Below are 20,617 nucleotides of genomic sequence, written 5' to 3' on the forward strand. Positions count from 1 at the left end.
CTATTTATAAAACTACTATTTATAAAGCCACTATTTATAAAGCCACTATTTATAAAGCCACTATTTATAAAGCCACTATTTATAAAGCCACTATTTATATTATAAAGCCATGTCCTACTTGTTATCCTTCTTCTAGATTTGAATAAACAGTCTTTTGCATCTGACGTCTTCTCTCATCATAATGTACGATAAGTGCCTGAATTACGGTACAATGAGCGCTCTATTTTTCGCTTGCTATGGGCTTGTATCATGTCAAAATCGTCGTCAAAAGCGGCTAATAAAGCCAAATTGCCACCAAAAACCTCCATGCCTCGTGCCCCTGAAATTGAAGAACCAACGATTGCCAAACCTAGCACTCGTATGGCAGCGATCCTTTATGATGGGATGCTGATTTTAGCGTTGTTATTTTTGGTAGGGACTTTGCTGACGGTGATTGGCACACTTATGACTATGGAGACGGGTAGCGAGTCCTCACAAGCGCAGTCGCTGCCGACATGGTATCAAAACTTTATTATGACGCCGTCTTTTATACTGACGCTGGTGGGGTTCTACGGGATATTTTGGCGTCGTGGTGGGCAGACATTAGGTATGCAGACGTGGCGCTTAAAAACGGTCAATAATAGCGGTCATTTACTGACGTGGGGTCAGTCCTTTAAGCGCATTTTAGCCGCCTTTATCATGCCACTCATATTTGGCATCATTGGTAGTGTCATCGATGGCTCGCGGGCTATCTTATTAACCAGTGCTTTTTTGGGCTTCATCTTTAATTATGCTTTTTGCTTCTTCAACCCGCGTGGTCTCGCGGTGCAAGATATGCTATCCAATACCATCACGTTAAAAATGCCAAAAGCAGAGAATGAAGGACTATGGCGGGTCATTAGAAACCGCAAGCAAGGAAAATAAACCGCACCATCATCGCCATAGTCTGTCAACACACGTTAAGCGTTACATGTTGGCTGTCTGCATCAGCCATAAAGTATAGCCGACGAAAAACATGACTAAGGTCGCGCCAGATATGCGACCAAATGGACGCTTGGTCATAAAGGCAAAAACACACAGTACCACGAGTAATAGAGTGATCAACCCCATCGCTAAAATATCACGCGATAAGATAATCGGATTGGCAGTGATGGGGGCGATGAGGGCGGCCAGACCAACGACGCCTAAGGTATTAAAGATATTAGAGCCAATGATATTGCCCAACGCCATGTCGTGCTCGCCTTTACGCGCTGCGGACAAGCTGGCGACCAATTCAGGCAGCGATGTACCAACCGCAACGATGGTTAAGCCGATAATTAGCTCGCTTAAGCCCCAAAACGTTGCCAGCTCTACCGCACCCCAGACAATGGCTTGCGAGCTTGCTACCAGCATTGACAAGCCAATCAGTAAACTGCCTAACCCACGCATCAAGCTAGGATGATTGTGCTCTGTGTCGCTCAAACTTTCTGTAATAGCATCGGCGTCATTTGATTTGCCTTCGCGTAAGCTCAGCACGATTTGAATCCCTAAGACGAGCACTAGCATTCCTAATAATACTAACCCGTCAGTTAAGCTCAGCAGCCCGTCACGCAGTTGCCATGCTGCCAATGCGGTAATCACTACCAGTATCGGTAGATCGCGCTTTATGACACCTTTATGAATGATAATAGGGCTAATCAATACGGTTGCACCCAATACCAAAGCAATATTGATGATATTAGAGCCATAAGCATTACCTAATGCCAGCTCAGGGCTGCCTTCTAGTGCGGCCAACACGGAGACGACCATCTCAGGTGCGGATGTGCCTACCCCCAATATAATCACGCCAATCAAAAAACTTGGCATGCGTAACTTAATGGCTAAAGCGGTCGCTCCATCAATAAAAACATCAGCGCTCCAAACCAAAATTGCTAAACCAATCAAAATTGCAATGACTGCCAACCACATGTAGATAACTCCTTCGTTAGGGATAAAAAATAGATATTAGATGTTGAATAAGCTTACATCATATAAAAATGGCATAAAAAAAAGCTGAATCACAATCTGGATTCAGCTTCGATATAAGTGCAAGTATTTTAATGGGATTTTGACAGCAACAGCAACTGTATGATGACGTATTTACCCATACTTTATGTAACAAAATTTGAAGTAATTTTCTTAAGCCACTTGTACTGGGATGATATTTGCCGTGTCTTTTACGGTGTTGTCTTCATTACAATAGACCAGTTTTGGCTGATACGTTGAGGCTTCAACTTCATCAAAATGCGCATAAGCACAAATGATGACGATATCACCCAAATCTGCCATATGCGCCGCAGCACCATTTAGCGAGATAATACCAGAGCCTGCTTCAGCACGAATAGCGTAGGTGCGAAAGCGCTTGCCATTGGTCACATTATAGATATCGATAGATTCATTTTCACGTAGACCAGCAAGATCTAACAGATCACCATCGATACCACATGAGCCTTCATAATGAAGCTCGGCATGGGTAACGCGAGCACGGTGTAATTTGCATTTAAGCATATTAAGTAGCATAGGTTGCTTCCTTAGCGTAACTGATATTAAATAACTAAATCAAAAGGTTAATGGGGACAGAACTGCCAAAATAAAAGGCCATTATAATAGCACCACTATATTATTCGGGTAATTTAAAGCCATTAATTTGTGAACGTGCTTTTTCGACATCACCACCTAGCAGTAATGGCAAGGCCTCAAAGGCAGCAGTTAATGCGCTATCAATGGCAATTTGCTCATCGGGAGACGCTTTAGAAAGGACATGCCCACTGACTTTAGATTTGTGACCAGGGTGACCGATACCCACACGTAGGCGATGAAAATCATTGCCGATGTGAGGCGTGATATCGCGCAGACCATTATGACCACCATGACCACCATCGGTTTTGAGCTTGATACTACCAGCGGGGATATCGAGCTCATCATGAGCGATCAACAATTCATCATTGTGGATGCCATAAAAATTGATCATGGGTACCACGGATTCGCCAGATTTATTCATAAAAGTCAGCGGCATCAAAAGACGAACATCGTGCCCATGAATTTGCCCGCGTCCTGTTACCCCGTGAAACTTTTTGTCAGGGGCGAGCGTGATATTAAACTGCTGCGCTAAATGATGGACGAACCAAAATCCTGCATTATGGCGCGTAAACATATACTGCTGACCGGGATTACCAAGACCGACAATAAGTTTTATGGCCATAAAAACACCCTGCTTAAATTTAATAAATGAGTGATAAGGTTTGAAAAGTAAGACGACTCTATAATATTTAGCCTATATAAAAGTTGTCCTAATTTTCAAACCTTACGGACAAAAACAGCAGGAGATATTCATCACCTGCTGTTTTTCTAACCAAACAAACCTTTTCTACGTAGCCTACGATAAGTCGCTACATAGTGGTGGTTTATTATTCGCCGTCTTTCTTGTCTTCAGTTTCGCCGTCAGCATCTTGCTCAGTGGCTGGTACGTCAGCTGCATCAACGTCAGCTGCATCTTCGTCAACTTCTTCAACCGTTGGTGGCTGCATGTTAACGATAGTACGGTCATGGCCGTCTTCTAGCTCAAGCTCATGAATGACAACGCCTTCAGGAAGTTTGATGTCTGATAGACGGAACAAATCACCGATTTCCATACCAGATACGTCTACTTCTAGATACTCAGGAAGTAGTGATGGTAGGCAGATGATTTCGATGTCAGATACTAGCGTTGATAGTACACCAGCAGCAGCAGTACCAGGCGCATCTTCACGACCAGTGAAATGCACAGGAACATTCATGTGGATTTTTTGACCTTTCACAATGCGCTGGAAGTCAGCATGCATCGGGAAGCCTTTAGCTGGATGACGTTGCAAATCTTTGATAACAGCTTGATGCTCTACGCCGTCAACATTGATGGTCAAAATGTGTGAGAAGAACGCTTCAAATTCAAGCGATTTTACCAACTCATTGATTTTGATAGAGATAGAGGTAGGCTCTTCGTTGCCACCATAAATAATAGCAGGAACTAGATTCTGCTTACGTAGGCGGCGGCTCGCACCTTTACCTTGTTGTTCAGCAGAACGATCAACTGCGTTTAGCTCGAAATGGTTAATGCTCATGGATATAATCCTATAAAAAGAATGAAAAAGTGTCTGGTCATAAAAAGTGGATTTGCGACCGATCCACTAAGACGTGATGATAGCTAAGATGGCTAATGATTAATAATCAGCCTCTTAAACCATTCGCTCATAGCAACGGTTTCTATCACTATAATGATCATAAAAGTCATTATAGTGAGCATAAAAGCCATTACTTATCAGCGTGATCAGCACTTTTGGTAATATCGACCACTTTAGATAAGATAAATGGTCGGCACAGGCGCGCATTATACGTGGTTTTGTTGTGATAATAAAGACCTAGACAAAAGGCTTACCTAAAAAAAAGCGCCAAGTAATGATACTTGACGCTCTATTTTTTGCTATTAAGGCTTCGTGGTCACAGTGCTTACTATCAAAATCACTGCAATAACGGTTTAAAATTAGGCATCAAACATTGCGCTAATAGATTCTTCGTTGTTAATACGACGTAAGCTTTCAGCAAGCATTGGGGCAATACTGACCTGACGAATTTTGCTACATGCTTTAGCTTCAGCCGATAACGGAATTGTATCGGTAACGACGACTTCGTCTAGCGCAGATTCGCTGATGTTTTTCAGCGCATTACCCGATAGAACAGGATGTGTAATGTAAGCTAAGACGCGACGCGCACCGTTTGCTTTTAATGCTTCAGCCGCTTTACACAATGTGCCTGCAGTATCGACCATATCATCAACGATGACGCAATCACGGTCACGGACATCACCGATGATGTGCATCACTTGTGATTCATTGGCACGGGCACGGCGTTTATCAATAATCGCCATGTCGGTATCGCCCAATTGCTTGGCCATCGCACGCGCACGTACCACACCGCCAACGTCAGGTGAAACCACCATGATATTGTCATAGTCTTGTTTTTTGAGGTCGTTGAGTAGTACGGGCGTACCGTAGATGTTGTCAACTGGAATATCAAAGAAGCCTTGAATCTGATCTGAATGCAAATCAACGGTCATGACACGATCGATACTAACGATGTTTAACATGTCAGCGACGACTTTGGCCGAAATAGGTACACGAGCTGAACGAGGGCGACGGTCTTGGCGGGCATAACCGAAATAAGGCATAACAGCCGTGATACGGCCAGCACTAGAGCGACGCAAAGCGTCAGCCATCATCATGATTTCCATCAAGTTGTCGTTGGTCGGTGCACAAGTAGGCTGCATGATAAACACATCTTTACCACGTACGTGTTCTTTGATTTCCACGGCAATTTCGCCATCAGAAAAACGCGTGATGTCAGCTTTACCAAGAGGTATATGAAGGTGATCGGCTACGGTTTTTGCTAATTCTGGGTGGGCATTGCCCGTAAAAATCGCCAAATAAGGCATGACAGAAGTCCTATTGATTGACTCAAGCAGCGACCGCTAAGCAGTGTCAAACTGCTCAAATTCAGAAAAGAGTGGTGAAAATGATTGGAGACTACTATTACAGTAAAAAATGGTAGGGGTAGCTGGACTCGAACCAACGGATGTCAGGATCAAAACCTGATGCCTTACCAACTTGGCTATACCCCTGTAATGTCTAGGCTATGAACATCCGATATCTAATAGTAACTACTAGTTATTCTTAGAATGATGTCATCACCTGTTAATTATCTCATAAACGATTAAACCGTCTAAAAAACAACTTTTTCCCTAGCGGTGTCCATTGCGAACTATACCGAAACTGGGATAACGTTGTCAATGACAATCAAAATAAGTGAGTATTTATAATACCAATTATAATCAGTGTCTATCGAACGCTTCGTACTAAAAAATGGTAGGGGTAGCTGGACTCGAACCAACGGATGTCAGGATCAAAACCTGATGCCTTACCAACTTGGCTATACCCCTATTGAGGCGACCTATTATAATTAAATTTTCAGATTTTGCAAGTCATTTGCGGCTTTTTCTGCTATTTATTCTTAATTCATCAAGGACGGTATGATTTCGATAGGTATATGGTGAAAGTCGGTAATAAGGATTGATGCCTTACTGATATCCTCTCGTAGGGCTATATTAGTGAGCTTGAGACTAGCGTGTCTGGTACGGGATTTCCAAAGTAGTCTTATATGTTCCGAGGAGCAGCGTAAGACTCAACTGTATGCAACAGCTTTAGCAATGTAGCTAAGAACTCACTTTTCTTTATTCTTGAAGTGATAGTATTATTACTATCAAAAAATTTCCCAAAAAATATCAGACATTCATTTTCTTGATAAACGTAAAATAGAGATTTGTTAGTAGATAAGTCATAGAACAAAAAGTTAGTTTTCTCACTACTGCTATCGTAAACTCCAGTTTCATTTTCATAAAAAATATCGTGTAGCTTGCTCCGTGGTTTATTGATCAAGCTCTTACTTAGGTGAAATTCGCCATTAGTAATAAGTTCTATTTCTTTCTTAATATTGTCAACAAGTGGAAACACATAATAATTATTATCTTGATAACTGATGTTTACTGAGTTCACAATAATATCTATCACTATGAATGGTTTTTCCATTTCGTGTATTTTAAAAGCAATAGTTTCTGTATTTCCGAGAGTGATCATATTTTGCTCTTAAATGCTTTAGGCTTGATAGTATTTGCGGCTCTTACCTTTTCATCTATCTATAAAAACTTGCGCAGTTATAAACTCCCAACTATATATGCCGCACAAGGAGCTTCCGCAACCCACTTTGCTAGAAGTGTTTTGTCAGTAGCAACGCTTGCATCCAATGGCAAAAACACTGCGCTACCAGAGCCGGTCATGCGTGCTGTGCCTAGTGCTTGCGCCTCTAACCCTTGCAAATAATCCAATGCCTCTCTAACAGCAGGTGCGAGGCTCATCACCACTGGCGTAAAGACATTGTGATAAGGCACATTCAAACGTTGAGTATAGTCATTGAACTGATTTTTAATCGTCTCAATTGATAGTGGCGTAATATCGCGCCTTAATTCAGGGTGGGCGAACAGTTTGGCGGTATTCACATGCGCGTTTGGCGTTAGGACTAAGTATTGCTGCTCAGGCAAGTCAATCGCTGTCAGCTCCTCGCCAATACCCATCGCAATGGCATCTTGACCAAAAATAAAGATTGGCACGTCCGCACCCACTTTAGCACCGATTTTTATCAGCTCATCACACGTTAAATTAAGCTGCCAAATCTCATTTAATGTTAGTAGCGTCGTCGCGGCATTGGAAGAACCACCGCCCAAGCCTGCACCCATCGGTAGATGCTTGTCTAAAGTAATTTGCACTGACGCTAATTGCTTAGGTAATTTGGTTGATTCTATGACAAATGCTAGCAATGCGTGTGCGGCTTTAAAAATCAAATTGTCATCTATACTGGCAGTTATTGCGTCTGCGCCAGTTAAGGTCAGCAGCTGAAGACAAAGTTTATTGGCATCTAACCGATTATCAGCCGTAGAAATGACGGCATCATCTGTGACCGAAAAGTGCAAATAATCGCCCCAATCGAGAAGGCGAAAAACGGTTTGCAAGTCATGATAGCCATCAGCACGCTTACCAGTAATGTGCAAAAACAAATTGATTTTTGCTGGGGACAAGCGAGTGATGGTCGTTTTAGCGCTCATATTATTTTGCATCGCCATTTGATTTATGGATGTTTCAACATTTCAACGTTTACATGTCTCAATATTTCAATGCTTTAACGATTCTGATGATCAATCGTCATGACGACTTTATTGCCTTGTGATTGTGCAGCGCTGATTTTACTAGGCAGCTTATCGTTGCCTTTATAGGTAAAGCTAGCATTCCACTCACCATTAACTGAGCTAATCAAACGATTTTGATTGTCAAGGGTAGGGGCGGTGTCGGAAGGCGCTGGGCGACCAGATACCCAATACGGCATTTGCGAGATCGGTGCTTGCCAGCCAGTGGCTTTTTTGAGCAAGGTTTCAGGATCGTCAGCGGTCAATGTACCGGTTTTTTCGCTGACTAGCGTTGCCGTTTGACCATTGTATTCAATGTTGGTCTTACCAATCCCGAGCGCACCTATCAACTCAATCGCAAAGCGGTCGTTTTGTTGTCCCCATGCGTAAAAGGCACTGCCGCCTTGAGCACCGTTAGTGTCATTAGCAGGTGTCGTAACGCCAATTTTGCCAGTGATATTGAAGCTCTCAAGCTTTTGTGGCTGCTGGCCACTTTGTCCCTGTACGGTGCTACTAGCTTGGTTTGTGCCGCTGGTGGTCTTTAATGATTGACAACCAGTCGTCACCAAAATGGCTGCTGTCAAAGCCGTCATTAGACTTAGTTTTTTGGCTGGAAAAGGGATTGTTTGTGATACTGACATGATGCTTCCTCAAAATTAACAAAGATAATAGCTTAAGCTGAATTTGTTACCCATTTATACGTCGCTGTTAGCTTCTTATAAGAGCCTTGTAGCTTTGATAACTTGGGTTTTGATAGCCTGCGCAATGGTTATGGCTTATTTGTTATACAAGATATTGCTTAAAAATGACGCCAACTGTCATTAATACAGTTGTATGCGGTCATTAACATTGTGTTGCCCAAATGAGAAGCGCTGCTGTAGATCGGCGAGCAAGGCGTCGACTTTGTCATTATCCCCTAGGCCTTGATAAGCACGCAGCAATAGTGTCCCTGAACGTAGAGTGGGTAAGACATCGTAAGGGGTTTGCAGGTAATTGATCACTTGGCGATAGTCTTCGTTGGCCAAGGCATTGCCTGCCAAGATATTCAATGCTTGCAGATGTAGCTCGTTATCGTAACGTGGGTCATCATAGCGAATTTGGATAATCGCTGTCGCTAGCGCCAACCCTTGCTCAGAGCTGCGCTCGTTGGAGAGCAATAATTGGGCGTAACTAAGCTGATAAGAGAGATTGTTAGGATCGAGCGCTTGCAAGTGATTGAGCAAGGTGCGTTTGACCACGTAGTCGGCTTTATCATCTAACAGCTGAGCACGGGCAAACAGTAACATCTCACTATTAGGATACTTACGCGCTGCCCGCGTCAACAACCGCAGCGCTTCCTCTGGCTCATTCTGTTGCCATAAAATATCGGCTTGTAGTACATAAGTGTCAGGCGCAAAGACGTTAAATTCTTTGCGTAGTTTTTCTAAGGTAGCGATGGCTGCATCCACGTCATCATTAATCAACTCAAAAGCGACGACTTTTTTGCGTGCTTCTAGCACTAAGTCTTCTTGCATGACACCATTGAGATAGTATTTCGCTTGATCAAAGCGTTGCTGGCGCTCGGCACTGATACCGAGGTAATAATAGGCTTGGTCAAGGTAAGCAGGACTTTTTGCCAGCATATTGAGTAGGCGGTCAGCACTAGGGTATTCTTCAATGTCCAAGCTGACCAGTGCGGCCAATAAGGTGATCTCAGCATCATCAGCAAAGCGATTGTGCGCCTCTAGTAATAGCTGCCACGCTTGCTCGCTTTGTTTCAAATCCAGTAAGTAACGAATCTCATATAGGTACAAGCTTTTGCTATCAGGATTACGCAGACGTGATTGGCTAACATAATTAATCACCATTTCAGGCTTTTCTATGTTGCGCAATATATCTGCTTTTAAGGTAATAAAAGGCACATAGTCAGGCTGACGCTCTAGCGCGCGATTGATATGGACGATGGCAATTTCAGGTTCGTTAAATTGGTATAGCAAGCCTGCCTTTAACACCGATAGCGAGGCATTTTGTTCACTATCAAGGGGTTGTAGGGCGGCGAGTAATTCTCGTTTGTCATTATCGGTATTGGGATAAATGCCGATAAGGATTTCGCTTAAGTCTGCCCGAGGGTCATAACGCAAGATACGATTTAAGGTCTCACCTGCCAACAGATAGTCGTGCGCGCGCAAGGCCAAATGTGCCACATAAAACCATGCGGGTACATGATCGGGATTTTGATCTTGCCACGTTTTGGCAAATTGTAATGAATCTTCAACACTCTCATTACGCAAAGATAAGCTAAGCGCTCTCTCAAACACTGCCGTCGCATCTTCTTTAAAAGATTGCTGCTTATAAATCATCACCGCCCGGCGTGTGTCATTGCGATCAGCGGAAAATTCTGCATCCAAAAGCGCATACAAGCTTGGCTCGGTCAGCGTCGGTTGTGCGGCAATCGTCGGTGGTAAGCTATTTACATTTGCCACACTTGTTATTGTCGTTGCTGACTCGTTCTGTGTTGGTTCATTGGAAAATGTATTACGATTAGTCGCATCTGTATTCATCATTGCGACTGAAGGCTGGCTTAATGAGGATTGATTATTAGTGGCATTATGAATGTCTGATGGGTCGAGCGGATTGGCATGAGCGGGTGAGGCTAGGCACAGACAAATGGCCAACGATAATGTTAGCTTATAACGTTGGCATAGACGTTCAATAATGACGTGTAATAAAGCGCGAAGGCTAGATTGATCGTTATGCACAAGTTGTGATCGAAATGATGACTCAAAAAAAATCATAAATAGCAGTGTACACCTATTGTTTACCCATTAATAAGGCAATTTTATACTGATGATTTTAAAATAGACATCGGTAGCCAGTACCCATGATTGACATTATAGAAGGAGATTGAGGTGATAAACAATAGCGCCCGTGTTACTCAATTATTCGTCCAAAAAATCTACCAGGTAGTTGATTTGTTACTCATGCGCCCAGATACAAGCAAATAGTCACCATAGGTGGTCGAGTGTTAAATAAAGCCAGCAATAATGATATAATAAGCGGTTTTAGGTTTTCCTTTAAGCGCTGTTTGCTAAACACTGCTTTTCTAATTTATAAAAACTGCCTTTGGCAAACGGCGAGCACGCTTGGCTGGCAAGTGAGCGTTATATTTATGGTCTATCAATAATGAGATTAGTGGTCATTGGGGTCAATCACAAAACCGCACCAGTCGCTCTACGAGAGCGCTTGGCGCTTGTGGGTGAGGATGTGGCTATCGCCCTTGAGCAGTTAGAGGCCTTTACCGATGGTAGCGTGATTGTCTCTACGTGCAACCGTACGGAGATTTATGCCCTCGTTCCGCAGACTTTGTCTCAGCAAGCAGTAGCGTCGCCCACGGTCAATGACGTTACCTCGCCATCTTTTAGCAGCAATACTAGCAATGCTGCGCTCAGCACCAATATCTCATCAGCGGTCATCAGCGCCCATATCGTGAAGATTAAAACTTGGCTGGCTGATTTTAAGCAACTGTCGCTCACCGAGATTGACCCATATCTATATGTGCACCGTGATACTCACGCCTTGACTCATTGGTTGAGGGTTGCTGCTGGGCTGGACTCTATGATATTGGGTGAGCCGCAGATATTGGGTCAAATCAAGCGCTCCGTACATATGGCGCAAGAACAAAAAGTATTAAGCAATCAGCTAGGTTGGATCGTCGATCAGGTATTCGCTGCTGCCAAACGGGTACGTAATGAGACCAAGGTTGGCGCTCAAGCCGTATCGCTCAGCTTTGCTGCGGCTAAATTGGTGACGCAGATTTTTGATGATTTGCCCAATCGTACTTTGTTGGTGGTTGCCGCTGGCGAGATGAATCGTTTGGTTGCCACTCATATTGCGGGGCTTGGGGTAGGGCGGGTGATTATTTGTAACCGCAACCCTGAGCGTGCTGAGGCTCTAGCGGCTGAGCTGCGCAAACCTGGACGACAAGTGGAAGTCAGAACTTTGCAAGCGTTGCCGCAAGTGCTGGCAGAGGCTGATATTGTCAGTAGCTGTAGCGGTAGTATGGATTTATTGATTGATAAGACCATGACATTGCAGGCGCTGAAACGTCGTCGTTATCAGCCAATGCTGATGATAGATTTGGCGGTGCCACGTGATATCGATTCGACCGTGAGCCGCATAGATGACGTGTATTTATATTCTGTCGACGACTTGCAACATGTGATAGCGGGTAATATTGAACAGCGTCGTCAAGCAGCAGTAGATGCCGAGCTACTCGTTAGCCAATTGGTCGTCGAAATGGATCGACGTTTTCAAGTGCGCCAAGTCGGCAAAGATATTCAGCAGTATCGTGAGCGTACTCATGACCAAGTAGATAAGCTGCTTAATGAGTCTATTGCTAAGCTTAACGCTGAGGGTGCGAGCCCTGAAGATATCATAGCCGAGCTGTCCAGACGTTTAACCCAAACTTTGACCCATGCACCATCCAAGCTGATGCGTAAAGCGGCACGTGAAGGGGACAGTGAATTGTTAGACTTTGTCGTCTCAGGACTAAAAGATGCCAATCGTGGACATTGATGCTGATCAGCACCGCATTTACCAATAAGCCGTATTTACCAATAAACAGTCAATAGTGCAAGTCATATCATTGCCTAGGCGTATCGTTGTCAACCCTCGGTATCGGTGCTAATATCAAGCTCTCATTAAATAAATGGTTTGGATTAAGATACCGTACTGGTGTTCGCTAAGCGTGTGGCTATGAATATATTGGCTTAGCGTTTATAGGCTTTATCAATATTCATTTTTAGCCCATTTAGTCTCTTCCGTTCAGATTGAGGACACGCTCTAGGCTAAAGTACAATATTGTCAGCCTTACGTCGTTTTCTGGTTTCTTATCCGATATTAGTACCTAGGCTGTATCCATATTTGGATATGGCTGTACTGAGATTTAAGCGCCATCAAATTATCTAACCATAAACTAGGAGCGTTCCATGACTGCATTACGTCAAGATATTGATCCAAATGGCCTATTAGAATATTCAGTGGTTTACACTGACCGCGCTCTCAACCATATGTCTAAAGTCTTTCAACAAGTAATGAACGACTTATCTAGCGAGCTAAAATCAGTCTATAACGCTGATGCCGTTGCTATCGTGCCAGGTTCTGGCACTTATGGGATGGAAGCTGTTGCCCGTCAATTGGCAAAGGATGAAGATTGTCTGATTATCCGAAACGGTTGGTTTAGCTACCGCTGGACGCAAATCCTAGAAAAAGGCAACATTGCCAAGTCCTCGACGGTATTGACCGCTGATCGTACAGAAAATACTGATGCGCCAAAGCCGTTTGCACCAGTCGATATCGATGTCGCTGTAGCAAAAATCAAAGAACAAAAACCAGCCATTGTCTTTGCCCCGCATGTCGAAACTTCAGCTGGTATTATTCTACCAGATGACTATATTAAAGCATTGGGCGAAGCCGTCCATAGCGTAGGTGGCTTATTGGTCATCGATTGCATCGCCTCAGGTTGTGTTTGGTTGGATATGAAAGAGCTGGGCATTGACGTGCTTATCAGCGCGCCACAAAAAGGCTGGAGCAGTACGCCTTGTGCTGGTTTGGTGATGCTAAGTGATGCAGCCGTCAAAAAAGTCGATAATACAGAATCTGATAGCTTTAGCCTCGATCTTAAGCAATGGTTGAACATCATGCGCGCCTACGAAAATGGTGGTCATGCTTATCATGCGACCATGCCAACCGATGGCCTGCGTCAGTTCCGCGATACTATTAATGAGGCCAAAGAAGTGGGCTTTGCTAAACTGTCTGACGCACAGTGGGAGCTTGGCAACCGTGTCCGTAAGGTCATGGAAGACAAAGGCGTCGAAAGTGTTGCCGCTGAAGGCTTTAAAGCGCCAGGTGTGGTGGTGGCTTATACTGAGCGTGATGACATGCATAAAGGTAGCGCTTTTGCTGAAGCGGGCTTGCAAATCGCCGCTGGTGTACCATTAAAAGTTGGCGAACCAGAAAACTTTAAAACCTTCCGTTTGGGTTTGTTTGGTCTAGATAAATTGACGGATATTGATGGTGCGGTAACGCGTTTTGAAACCGCGCTTGATAAAGTATTGGCGAAATAGCAGCTGTCGCAGAAGCATGATTGGCTGTGCCAAATTTGCTTTATCTATTTGAAGTAGCACTGATGCTCGCTTTCCTTGCTACTCAAAATGAAATCTATTTAATTTAAAAATACTGAGCCTTTATAACAATAGGTTCAGTATTTTTTTACCTTTTTATTATATTTTATAATATAATGTTTTTTGATAAATCGAAAGCTGTCATATGAGTTAGTTACTTATCAATGAATTAAGCAACTAAGCAATTAAGCAACTGAGAAAACAAGCAAGCTAGGTAAATATTATGAATATACAAATAGACTGGCAAGCATTTACGCCTATCTCCTTAGTGGGTGGTCTGATACTGGGTGTAGCGACAGTTATTCTGCTATTAGGTATTGGGCGTATCGCTGGTGTCAGTGGTATTTTCTCAAATCTGCTTAAACCCAAGCAGGTAGAGATGTGGCAGGTATTGTTCATAGTTGGCATGGTTGTCTCGCCGATACTATATGGTCTGGGAAAACCGTTACCTGATATAGAGATGAGTACTTCTTTGCCATTATTAATTGGGGCGGGATTACTGGTTGGTTTCGGCACGCGCTTGGGTTCTGGCTGCACGAGTGGTCACGGTATCTGCGGTAATGCGCGTCTGTCACCACGTTCTATGGCAGCGACGGTGACCTTTATGTTGTTTGGTATTGTGACCGTCTATATTGGTCGGCATGGCTTGGGCTTGATCTAACAGTGGCATAGACAGCACGTTGCGAAGGCAGTGCTTGATACTATAAATAGAAGAGAATAGCGAGACACAACCATGCTAAAAAATATAATTGGATTACTGGCTGGATTATTATTTGGCTTTGGGTTATTGATATCTGGTATGACCGAGCCTGTTAAAGTGCAGGGGTTTTTGGATATCTTTGGTGCGTGGGATATTTCACTCGCACTGGTGATGGGTGGCGGATTGATAGTGGCAATGGTCGGCGTGCAATTGGCTAAGCGCCAACAGACCAGCTGGATTGGCACATTGATTGAGATGCCAAACAAAACCGTCATCAATAAAAAACTGCTTATCGGCGCAATGCTGTTTGGTATCGGTTGGGGTCTAGTCGGTATTTGTCCAGGACCCGGTATCGTGCTACTTGGGACGGGACAATGGCAAATATATGTGTTTATTCCAGCGATGATCGTTGGGATGTTGGTCTATCAATGGCTTGAGCCTAAACTCAACTAACATGAGCTTGGTTGATATCTCTCAAAAATATTATGACAAATAATTGCTTTACTCATAACAGTGTGAAAAAAAGGGTCAGTCTAAATTTATTAGACTGACCCTTTTTATTTAATGGCTATTCAGTAATCATTTGATACTGGAAAAGCTTACTTGGCGCTTGGAGTAACTTTAGGCGTTTCATGTGCCAATGATTTGGCGGCTTGGCGCAGCTCAAATTTCTGTACTTTACCCGTACTGGTCTTTGGAATTTCGGCAAACACAATATACTTGGGCACTTTAAAGCCCGCTAAATGCTGCTTGCAATGTTCCATGACGGTATCGCGCTGCAAGGTGCTACCTTCATGGATTTCGATAAAAGCGACAGGGACTTCACCCCATTTATCATGTGGCGCGGCGACGACAGCACAGCTTTGGATTTCAGGCATTTTATATAAGACGTTTTCGACTTCGATGCTAGAGATATTTTCGCCGCCCGAGATAATGATGTCTTTGAGTCTATCCATAATTTTGATATAGCCATCAGGATATTTGACGCCCAAATCACCCGTACGGAACCAGCCATCAGCAAAGGCTTCTTCGGTCGCTTTACGGCTTTTTAGATAGCCTTTCATGACCATGTTACCGCGCAGTGCCAGCTCGCCCATTTCTTCACCATCAGTGGCAACGGGTTCAGTCGTGCCTTGTTTGAACACGTCAAATCCCGTCATCAAATGTGACGTCACCCCTTGACGTGATTTTTTCTGCGCGCGGCCAGCGACATCAAGCGTATCCCATTCTTCTTGTTCTGCGCAGACGGTGACGGGCCCATAAACTTCAGTGAGACCATAAACGTGAGAGATGTGAAAGCCCATCGCTTCCATGGCTGCGAGCATGGTCTCAGATGGCGGCGCACCAGCGACCCAGCCTTTGACCGTATGAGTGATGGCTTCTTTATACTCAGGTTTGCCGCCCGCAATCATATTGTGTACCACAGGCGCTGAACAATAATGGCTGACTTGATGCTTGGCAATCAACTGCAATATCAAATCAGCATCAATGTTTCGCAAGCAGATATTGACCCCAGCGCGCTCAGCGATCGTCCACGGAAAGCACCAGCCATTGCAATGAAATAATGGCAGTGTCCACAGATACATTGGGTGCTTTGGCATGTCCCAATCTAAAATATTAGAGATTGCATTGAGAGTGGCACCGCGATGATGATAGACCACGCCTTTGGGCTTGCCCGTCGTGCCAGACGTATAGTTCAGCGCAATAGCATCCCATTCATCTGCTGGCTTTTCCCAGTTATCTAAGCTGTCTGAGCTGGCAATCAATGCTTCATAACTCATTTTTCCAAAGCGCTCGACATCGATAGCGTTGTCTGTCGCATGAATGACGATTAGGTTAGGAAAAGTCTCATCGATAATCTCAGCATAATCAGCAAACTCACTGTCTAAAATCAACACTTTGGCTTCTGAGTGCTGTAAGCAAAAGGTAAGCGCATTGATATCGAGACGGGTGTTTAAGGTACAAAGTACACCTCCTGACATGGGCACGCCAAAGGCACATTCGACCATCGCTGGGGTGTTGGGCATCATGACCGCGACGGTATCATTTTTATCAATACCTAGTTTACGTAAGCCATCTGACAACTGCCTGCAACGATCGTAGGTCTGTTGCCAAGTCTGCGTGAGGTCATTGTGCTCTAAGTCATCATAGATAATCGCAGTTTTGTCAGGATAAACTTGTGCACTGCGAATGATAAAATCGATGGGAGTCAGCGGTTGATAATTGGCAGGGGTTTTGCCGAGACCTGTGTGAAAGTCAGTCATGGAGATAGTCCTTTATCGTACTTTGAGTTTGGCTATTTTTATAGCTCAGGGTTTTTCTATTGATAACTAGGGTCTGTTGAACATTCAAATGTGGAACTGGTAGTGGCTATGCTATCAATAATTAGCCTTTATTATAGCCAAAGGCGTGGCAAAGTTAGGCTGATTTTGTGGTTTTTACTTAACCAAATACCATAAAATTGCGTGATTAAAGAGGGCTGTCGATATAGTGCTCACTCATCAGTCGCTCGTCTGCGTAGCTGATAATAATAGCGGTGTGTTACGATACCAGTCATGTAAAACTGTAAACTGTGTTTAGATCAACAAACCATTCATAAGGAAAATGATATGACCGCCAGCCGCACTGCCAATTCTATTGAGACCGCTAGCACCAATGAGCACTATCCACATTTATTTGAGCCGTTAGACTTGGGCTTTACCACGCTAAAAAATCGCTTAGTGATGGGGTCGATGCATACAGGTCTCGAAGACCGTTTTTATAATTACGGTAAACTGGCAGCATATTTCGCAGAGCGTGCCAAAGGCGGCGTGGCGATGATGATCACCGGTGGTATTGCGCCGAATCGTGAAGGTTGGTTGTCGCCTGTTGGTGGCACGATGAACACCAAAGCTGATGTGATTAATCATCAGCGTGTCACTCGTGCAGCACATAAGTATGATAGCAAAATCATCATGCAAATTTTGCACAGTGGACGCTACGGTTATCAACCGTTTGTGGTGTCATCAAGTCCGATAAAATCACCAATCTCGCCATTTAAACCGCGTAAGATGAGCATTAAAAATATCGAGCAAACGGTAAAAGATTATGCCCGTTGCGCAAAGCTTGCTAAGCAGGCGGGTTATGATGGTGTCGAAATCATGGGCTCAGAAGGGTATTTGCTGAATCAGTTTTTATCGCGCCATGTCAATAAACGGACGGACGAGTATGGCGGTGACATTCAAAATCGTATGAAGTTTGCGGTTGATGTGGTCAAAGCGGTGCGAGAAGCTGCCGGTGAAGACTTTATTATTCTATTTCGCTTATCAGTGATTGACTTGGTCAAAGACGGTAACGTCATGGACGAAGTCATCACTGTTGCCAAAGCGTTAGAAGAGGCGGGCGTGACCATCATGAATACGGGCATCGGCTGGCATGAAGCTCGCATTCCGACGATTGTCACTAGTGTACCGCGTGCGGCGTTTATTGATTTTACCGCTGAAATTAAAAAGCATATTAATATTCCAATGATGGCGGCTAACCGTATCAATATGCCAGAAACCGCTGAAGAGATTGTCGCTAGTGGTCAGGCGGATATGATTCAAATGGCGCGTCCATTCTTAGCCGATGCCCATTGGGTTAATAAAGCCAAAAACGGTCAAGCCGATCGCATCAATACCTGTATCGCCTGTAACCAAGCTTGCCTCGATCATACTTTTGCCAATAAACGCTCAACTTGTCTGGTCAATCCTCAAGCCTGCTACGAGACTGAATTGGTTTATAAGAAAACCAAAAAACCTAGAAAGGTCGCAGTCATTGGTGGCGGTGTCGCTGGTATGTCAGCCGCTCACGTCGCCGCGCTACGTGGTCATAAGGTCACGCTATTTGAAGCAAAAGATATCTTGGGCGGGCAGTTCAATTATGCCAAAGTCATCCCGGGTAAAGAAGAATTCTTTGAGACCATTCGCTACTATATCAATGAGCTTGAGCACTTAGGCGTTGAGATTAAACTCAATACCAAAGTCGATAAAGCTATGCTAGAAAAAGCCAAATTCCATCATGTCATCGTTGCTACTGGTGTCGTGCCTAGAAGCCTCGCAGGTAAGCTCGAAGGAGCTGACTTGCCACAAGTGATGAGCTATGCTGAATTGCTCTCTGGTGAAAAATCAGTCGGTGATACCGTCGCCGTCATCGGTGCTGGCGGTATTGGTTTTGACGTCAGTGAATATCTCACAGCTAAGCATGGTCAGCCACTTGATGAGCTAGGCCCTGAGCTGTTAAAAGACCCAAGCTATCGTCCAAAAGCACAGTCAGTTAGCGAGTGGCGTGAAGAGTGGGGCGTAACTTCTGATACCGATTACCAAACTGAGGGTGGTCTGATTAAGCCTGAAGCGATCAAGCCTATTCGCCAAGTCTATCTGATGCAGCGTACCAAAGGTCGCTTGGGTAGTGGTCTGAATAAAACCTCGGGCTGGGTACATCGTGCTCATATTAAATCGCATGGTGTCATTCAAGTATCGGGTGCGCAGTACGATAAGATCACCAATGAAGGTGTTTGGATTACTAATAACCAAGGCCAAACTCAGTTGCTCCGTGTCGATAGCGTCGTGGTCTGTGCCGGTCAAGAGTCGGTCGTTGAGCTGATGCCAAATGTCGGTGATGCACCGGACGCGCAATACCATCTTATCGGTGGTGCCAAGCTTGCCGCTGAGCTGGATGCCAAACGCGCGATTCGTGATGGTGCTGAGGTTGCGGCAGCGATTTAAGGTTTGATTTAAAAGCTTAGTTCGAAAATAGAAGCGGTGAGATTAATTATCTCGCCGTTTTTTTTGTTAGATAATATACACTTGCTCAGTGTATAGATGATCGCAAAAAGTTATATTTGTCTTTAAATAACTATTTGGGTAAAGGCTAAGAGGTATGAGAAAAGAAAACTTTCAATTTGGTGACGTAAATTTTAAATGGGGTGACCAGTTAGCTGACGTTAAGTCTCAACTCCCTGAGAAAGATACGATAACTCTTTCTGATGAGGCAAGTTACATGCCTGAAGTAGTCACCATAAAACTACCTAAGTTTTGGACTCTTAATGTTGCTCACTGTCATTTTAGTGCAGTAGATGATGACCGACTGATTGATTCAATATGGATTAATATTCCAGCACAACTAATAGATAGGCAACAAGTTATTAAAAAACTTATAGCCTATTTAGGACAAGGGTCAGACTATTCCTCCGATAGCCATTACTATAGTGATAATGTAGTAGAACACTGTGAATGGGTATTTGATAATTGTAGGATCAGCGTCAGTATGTATGGTGGCGTGAGAGAGGAAGACGATGAAAGAATTATTGGCTGTTTGTCAATATGGTTGACTGACGTAGGGCTTTTAGATGCCTTATATTCAAAGCCTATAAGAGATATGGAAGCTAAAATGGCGGATCAAATTGTTCTTAGTTCTATTGAGTCCTTCCAGACGAAGCAGGCACAAGATATGCGACGATCAAGGGAAAGAGATATGTTCTCAGATTATCCCGCTGACTTTGTTGTCCGAGCATTTGATGGACTGGAGAAAGAAGCCCTTTTTCAGACCCCATTAGCGATACGATCAAGAATAACTGAATCTCAAATTTGTACGTGGCAATCTTTAGCAGGAGATTATTATCTGTCGGACTATTGGCAAACGGTAAAACTAGAAAAAGGTCTTAACTGTAGTTGGAATAACCTGCTACCCACCAAGTTTGGTGGTGTCTGCTATGTCTCGATAGAAGGTTTAGTGATTACTGACGAGCATAGTAGACCTGAGACTAAAGTATTTATTAAGCATCTCGAAAAGATACTGGAGACTAAAATTAAATGTAGAGAAAGTTATAGCGATTAGCAAGCGTAGGCTGGGTTTTTAACCCAGCATTTTGATTTTGCAAAGTTTCAAAGCTAGGCCAAAAGCCCAGCCTACAACCTAAGCTCATCACCCAAAAAAACCCCCTCCCAAACCTCCCTATCCATGCTAAATTAAACCCTA

The 20,617-nt window shown here is 43.9% G+C and carries 17 protein-coding genes and 2 tRNA genes; 7 read left to right on the top strand and 12 right to left on the bottom strand.

What is annotated here, in order from left to right:
- Positions 1-249: 249 nt before the first annotated feature.
- A complete protein-coding gene (locus tag ACTQ9T_RS07605; RefSeq protein WP_352309652.1) occupies positions 250-903 on the top strand; it encodes an RDD family protein in 654 nt (217 codons plus the stop codon).
- A 42-nt stretch (positions 904-945) separates the two neighbouring features.
- On the opposite strand, the gene ACTQ9T_RS07610 is transcribed toward ACTQ9T_RS07605, so the two are convergent.
- The 11 genes from ACTQ9T_RS07610 to ACTQ9T_RS07660 form a co-directional block, all read right to left on the bottom strand.
- Positions 946-1,926 carry a calcium/sodium antiporter gene (locus ACTQ9T_RS07610; RefSeq protein WP_010196070.1) on the bottom strand — a complete coding sequence of 327 codons (981 nt, stop codon included), beginning with the start codon at positions 1,924-1,926 and terminating at the stop codon, positions 946-948.
- Between the two features lie 210 nt (positions 1,927-2,136).
- Complete coding sequence (panD, locus tag ACTQ9T_RS07615; protein WP_010196068.1) at positions 2,137-2,517, bottom strand: aspartate 1-decarboxylase; 381 nt, start codon at positions 2,515-2,517, stop codon at positions 2,137-2,139.
- Positions 2,518-2,617: 100 nt separating this feature from the next.
- Entirely contained in the window at positions 2,618-3,199 is a 582-nt protein-coding gene (gene pth, locus ACTQ9T_RS07620) for an aminoacyl-tRNA hydrolase (protein WP_201593610.1), read from the bottom strand.
- A 205-nt stretch (positions 3,200-3,404) separates the two neighbouring features.
- Entirely contained in the window at positions 3,405-4,094 is a 690-nt protein-coding gene (locus ACTQ9T_RS07625; RefSeq protein ID WP_010196063.1) for a 50S ribosomal protein L25/general stress protein Ctc, read from the bottom strand.
- A gap of 419 nt (positions 4,095-4,513) precedes the next feature.
- Positions 4,514-5,461 carry a ribose-phosphate pyrophosphokinase gene (locus ACTQ9T_RS07630; RefSeq protein WP_010196062.1) on the bottom strand — a complete coding sequence of 316 codons (948 nt, stop codon included), beginning with the start codon at positions 5,459-5,461 and terminating at the stop codon, positions 4,514-4,516.
- 110 nt (positions 5,462-5,571) lie between these two features.
- A tRNA-Gln gene (locus tag ACTQ9T_RS07635) sits at positions 5,572-5,647 on the bottom strand.
- Between the two features lie 242 nt (positions 5,648-5,889).
- Positions 5,890-5,965 (bottom strand) — tRNA-Gln (locus ACTQ9T_RS07640).
- A gap of 214 nt (positions 5,966-6,179) precedes the next feature.
- Positions 6,180-6,659 (bottom strand): hypothetical protein, encoded by a 480-nt coding sequence (locus tag ACTQ9T_RS07645; protein ID WP_440464665.1) that lies wholly within the window; start codon positions 6,657-6,659, stop codon positions 6,180-6,182.
- A 77-nt stretch (positions 6,660-6,736) separates the two neighbouring features.
- Entirely contained in the window at positions 6,737-7,681 is a 945-nt protein-coding gene (gene ispE / locus ACTQ9T_RS07650; RefSeq protein ID WP_440464666.1) for a 4-(cytidine 5'-diphospho)-2-C-methyl-D-erythritol kinase, read from the bottom strand.
- Positions 7,682-7,755: 74 nt separating this feature from the next.
- Positions 7,756-8,400: a lipoprotein insertase outer membrane protein LolB gene (lolB, locus tag ACTQ9T_RS07655; protein WP_440464667.1), complete on the bottom strand. Its 645-nt coding sequence runs from the start codon at positions 8,398-8,400 to the stop codon at positions 7,756-7,758.
- A 180-nt stretch (positions 8,401-8,580) separates the two neighbouring features.
- On the bottom strand, positions 8,581-10,497 hold the full coding sequence (locus ACTQ9T_RS07660) for a tetratricopeptide repeat protein (protein WP_440464668.1): 1,917 nt from the start codon (positions 10,495-10,497) through the stop codon (positions 8,581-8,583).
- Between the two features lie 424 nt (positions 10,498-10,921).
- On the opposite strand from ACTQ9T_RS07660, the gene hemA reads away from it, so the two are divergent.
- From hemA to ACTQ9T_RS07680, 4 genes are all read left to right on the top strand, one after another.
- The gene (hemA, locus tag ACTQ9T_RS07665) at positions 10,922-12,313 is read left to right on the top strand and encodes a glutamyl-tRNA reductase (RefSeq protein WP_440464866.1); all 1,392 of its coding nucleotides are present in this window, start codon (positions 10,922-10,924) and stop codon (positions 12,311-12,313) included.
- A gap of 413 nt (positions 12,314-12,726) precedes the next feature.
- The gene (locus ACTQ9T_RS07670; RefSeq protein ID WP_440464669.1) at positions 12,727-13,863 is read left to right on the top strand and encodes an aminotransferase class V-fold PLP-dependent enzyme; all 1,137 of its coding nucleotides are present in this window, start codon (positions 12,727-12,729) and stop codon (positions 13,861-13,863) included.
- 280 nt (positions 13,864-14,143) lie between these two features.
- Positions 14,144-14,581, top strand: a complete 438-nt coding sequence (locus tag ACTQ9T_RS07675) for a YeeE/YedE family protein (RefSeq protein WP_010196045.1) — start codon at positions 14,144-14,146, stop codon at positions 14,579-14,581.
- A gap of 72 nt (positions 14,582-14,653) precedes the next feature.
- Positions 14,654-15,073 carry a DUF6691 family protein gene (locus ACTQ9T_RS07680; RefSeq protein WP_189583229.1) on the top strand — a complete coding sequence of 140 codons (420 nt, stop codon included), beginning with the start codon at positions 14,654-14,656 and terminating at the stop codon, positions 15,071-15,073.
- Positions 15,074-15,219: 146 nt separating this feature from the next.
- Here the strand turns inward: ACTQ9T_RS07680 and ACTQ9T_RS07685 are convergent, their stop codons facing one another.
- Positions 15,220-16,884: an AMP-binding protein gene (locus ACTQ9T_RS07685; RefSeq protein ID WP_440464670.1), complete on the bottom strand. Its 1,665-nt coding sequence runs from the start codon at positions 16,882-16,884 to the stop codon at positions 15,220-15,222.
- Positions 16,885-17,229: 345 nt separating this feature from the next.
- Between ACTQ9T_RS07685 and ACTQ9T_RS07690 the strand changes: the two genes are divergently transcribed.
- Both ACTQ9T_RS07690 and ACTQ9T_RS07695 read left to right on the top strand, forming a co-directional pair.
- Complete coding sequence (locus ACTQ9T_RS07690; RefSeq protein WP_440464671.1) at positions 17,230-19,365, top strand: FAD-dependent oxidoreductase; 2,136 nt, start codon at positions 17,230-17,232, stop codon at positions 19,363-19,365.
- Positions 19,366-19,519: 154 nt separating this feature from the next.
- The gene (locus ACTQ9T_RS07695) at positions 19,520-20,476 is read left to right on the top strand and encodes a hypothetical protein (RefSeq protein ID WP_440464672.1); all 957 of its coding nucleotides are present in this window, start codon (positions 19,520-19,522) and stop codon (positions 20,474-20,476) included.
- The last annotated feature ends 141 nt before the right edge of the window (positions 20,477-20,617 follow it).

It is taken from the genome of Psychrobacter sp. ASPA161_6 (assembly GCF_051970285.1).
GTDB classification, from domain to species: domain Bacteria; phylum Pseudomonadota; class Gammaproteobacteria; order Pseudomonadales; family Moraxellaceae; genus Psychrobacter; species Psychrobacter glaciei.

What these genes read in the sequence shown, in the direction of transcription:
- ACTQ9T_RS07695 (WP_440464672.1), top strand. Translation starts at nt 19,520, where the DNA reads ATGAGAAAAGAAAACTTTCAATTTGGTGACGTAAATTTTAAATGGGGT.
- ACTQ9T_RS07610 (WP_010196070.1), bottom strand. Translation starts at nt 1,926, where the DNA reads ATGTGGTTGGCAGTCATTGCAATTTTGATTGGTTTAGCAATTTTGGTT.
- hemA (WP_440464866.1), top strand. Translation starts at nt 10,922, where the DNA reads ATGAGATTAGTGGTCATTGGGGTCAATCACAAAACCGCACCAGTCGCT.
- ACTQ9T_RS07690 (WP_440464671.1), top strand. Translation starts at nt 17,230, where the DNA reads ATGACCGCCAGCCGCACTGCCAATTCTATTGAGACCGCTAGCACCAAT.
- ACTQ9T_RS07670 (WP_440464669.1), top strand. Translation starts at nt 12,727, where the DNA reads ATGACTGCATTACGTCAAGATATTGATCCAAATGGCCTATTAGAATAT.
- panD (WP_010196068.1), bottom strand. Translation starts at nt 2,517, where the DNA reads ATGCTACTTAATATGCTTAAATGCAAATTACACCGTGCTCGCGTTACC.
- lolB (WP_440464667.1), bottom strand. Translation starts at nt 8,400, where the DNA reads ATGTCAGTATCACAAACAATCCCTTTTCCAGCCAAAAAACTAAGTCTA.
- ACTQ9T_RS07675 (WP_010196045.1), top strand. Translation starts at nt 14,144, where the DNA reads ATGAATATACAAATAGACTGGCAAGCATTTACGCCTATCTCCTTAGTG.
- ACTQ9T_RS07605 (WP_352309652.1), top strand. Translation starts at nt 250, where the DNA reads ATGTCAAAATCGTCGTCAAAAGCGGCTAATAAAGCCAAATTGCCACCA.
- ACTQ9T_RS07630 (WP_010196062.1), bottom strand. Translation starts at nt 5,461, where the DNA reads ATGCCTTATTTGGCGATTTTTACGGGCAATGCCCACCCAGAATTAGCA.
- ACTQ9T_RS07685 (WP_440464670.1), bottom strand. Translation starts at nt 16,884, where the DNA reads ATGACTGACTTTCACACAGGTCTCGGCAAAACCCCTGCCAATTATCAA.
- ACTQ9T_RS07645 (WP_440464665.1), bottom strand. Translation starts at nt 6,659, where the DNA reads ATGATCACTCTCGGAAATACAGAAACTATTGCTTTTAAAATACACGAA.
- ispE (WP_440464666.1), bottom strand. Translation starts at nt 7,681, where the DNA reads ATGAGCGCTAAAACGACCATCACTCGCTTGTCCCCAGCAAAAATCAAT.
- ACTQ9T_RS07680 (WP_189583229.1), top strand. Translation starts at nt 14,654, where the DNA reads ATGCTAAAAAATATAATTGGATTACTGGCTGGATTATTATTTGGCTTT.
- pth (WP_201593610.1), bottom strand. Translation starts at nt 3,199, where the DNA reads ATGGCCATAAAACTTATTGTCGGTCTTGGTAATCCCGGTCAGCAGTAT.
- ACTQ9T_RS07625 (WP_010196063.1), bottom strand. Translation starts at nt 4,094, where the DNA reads ATGAGCATTAACCATTTCGAGCTAAACGCAGTTGATCGTTCTGCTGAA.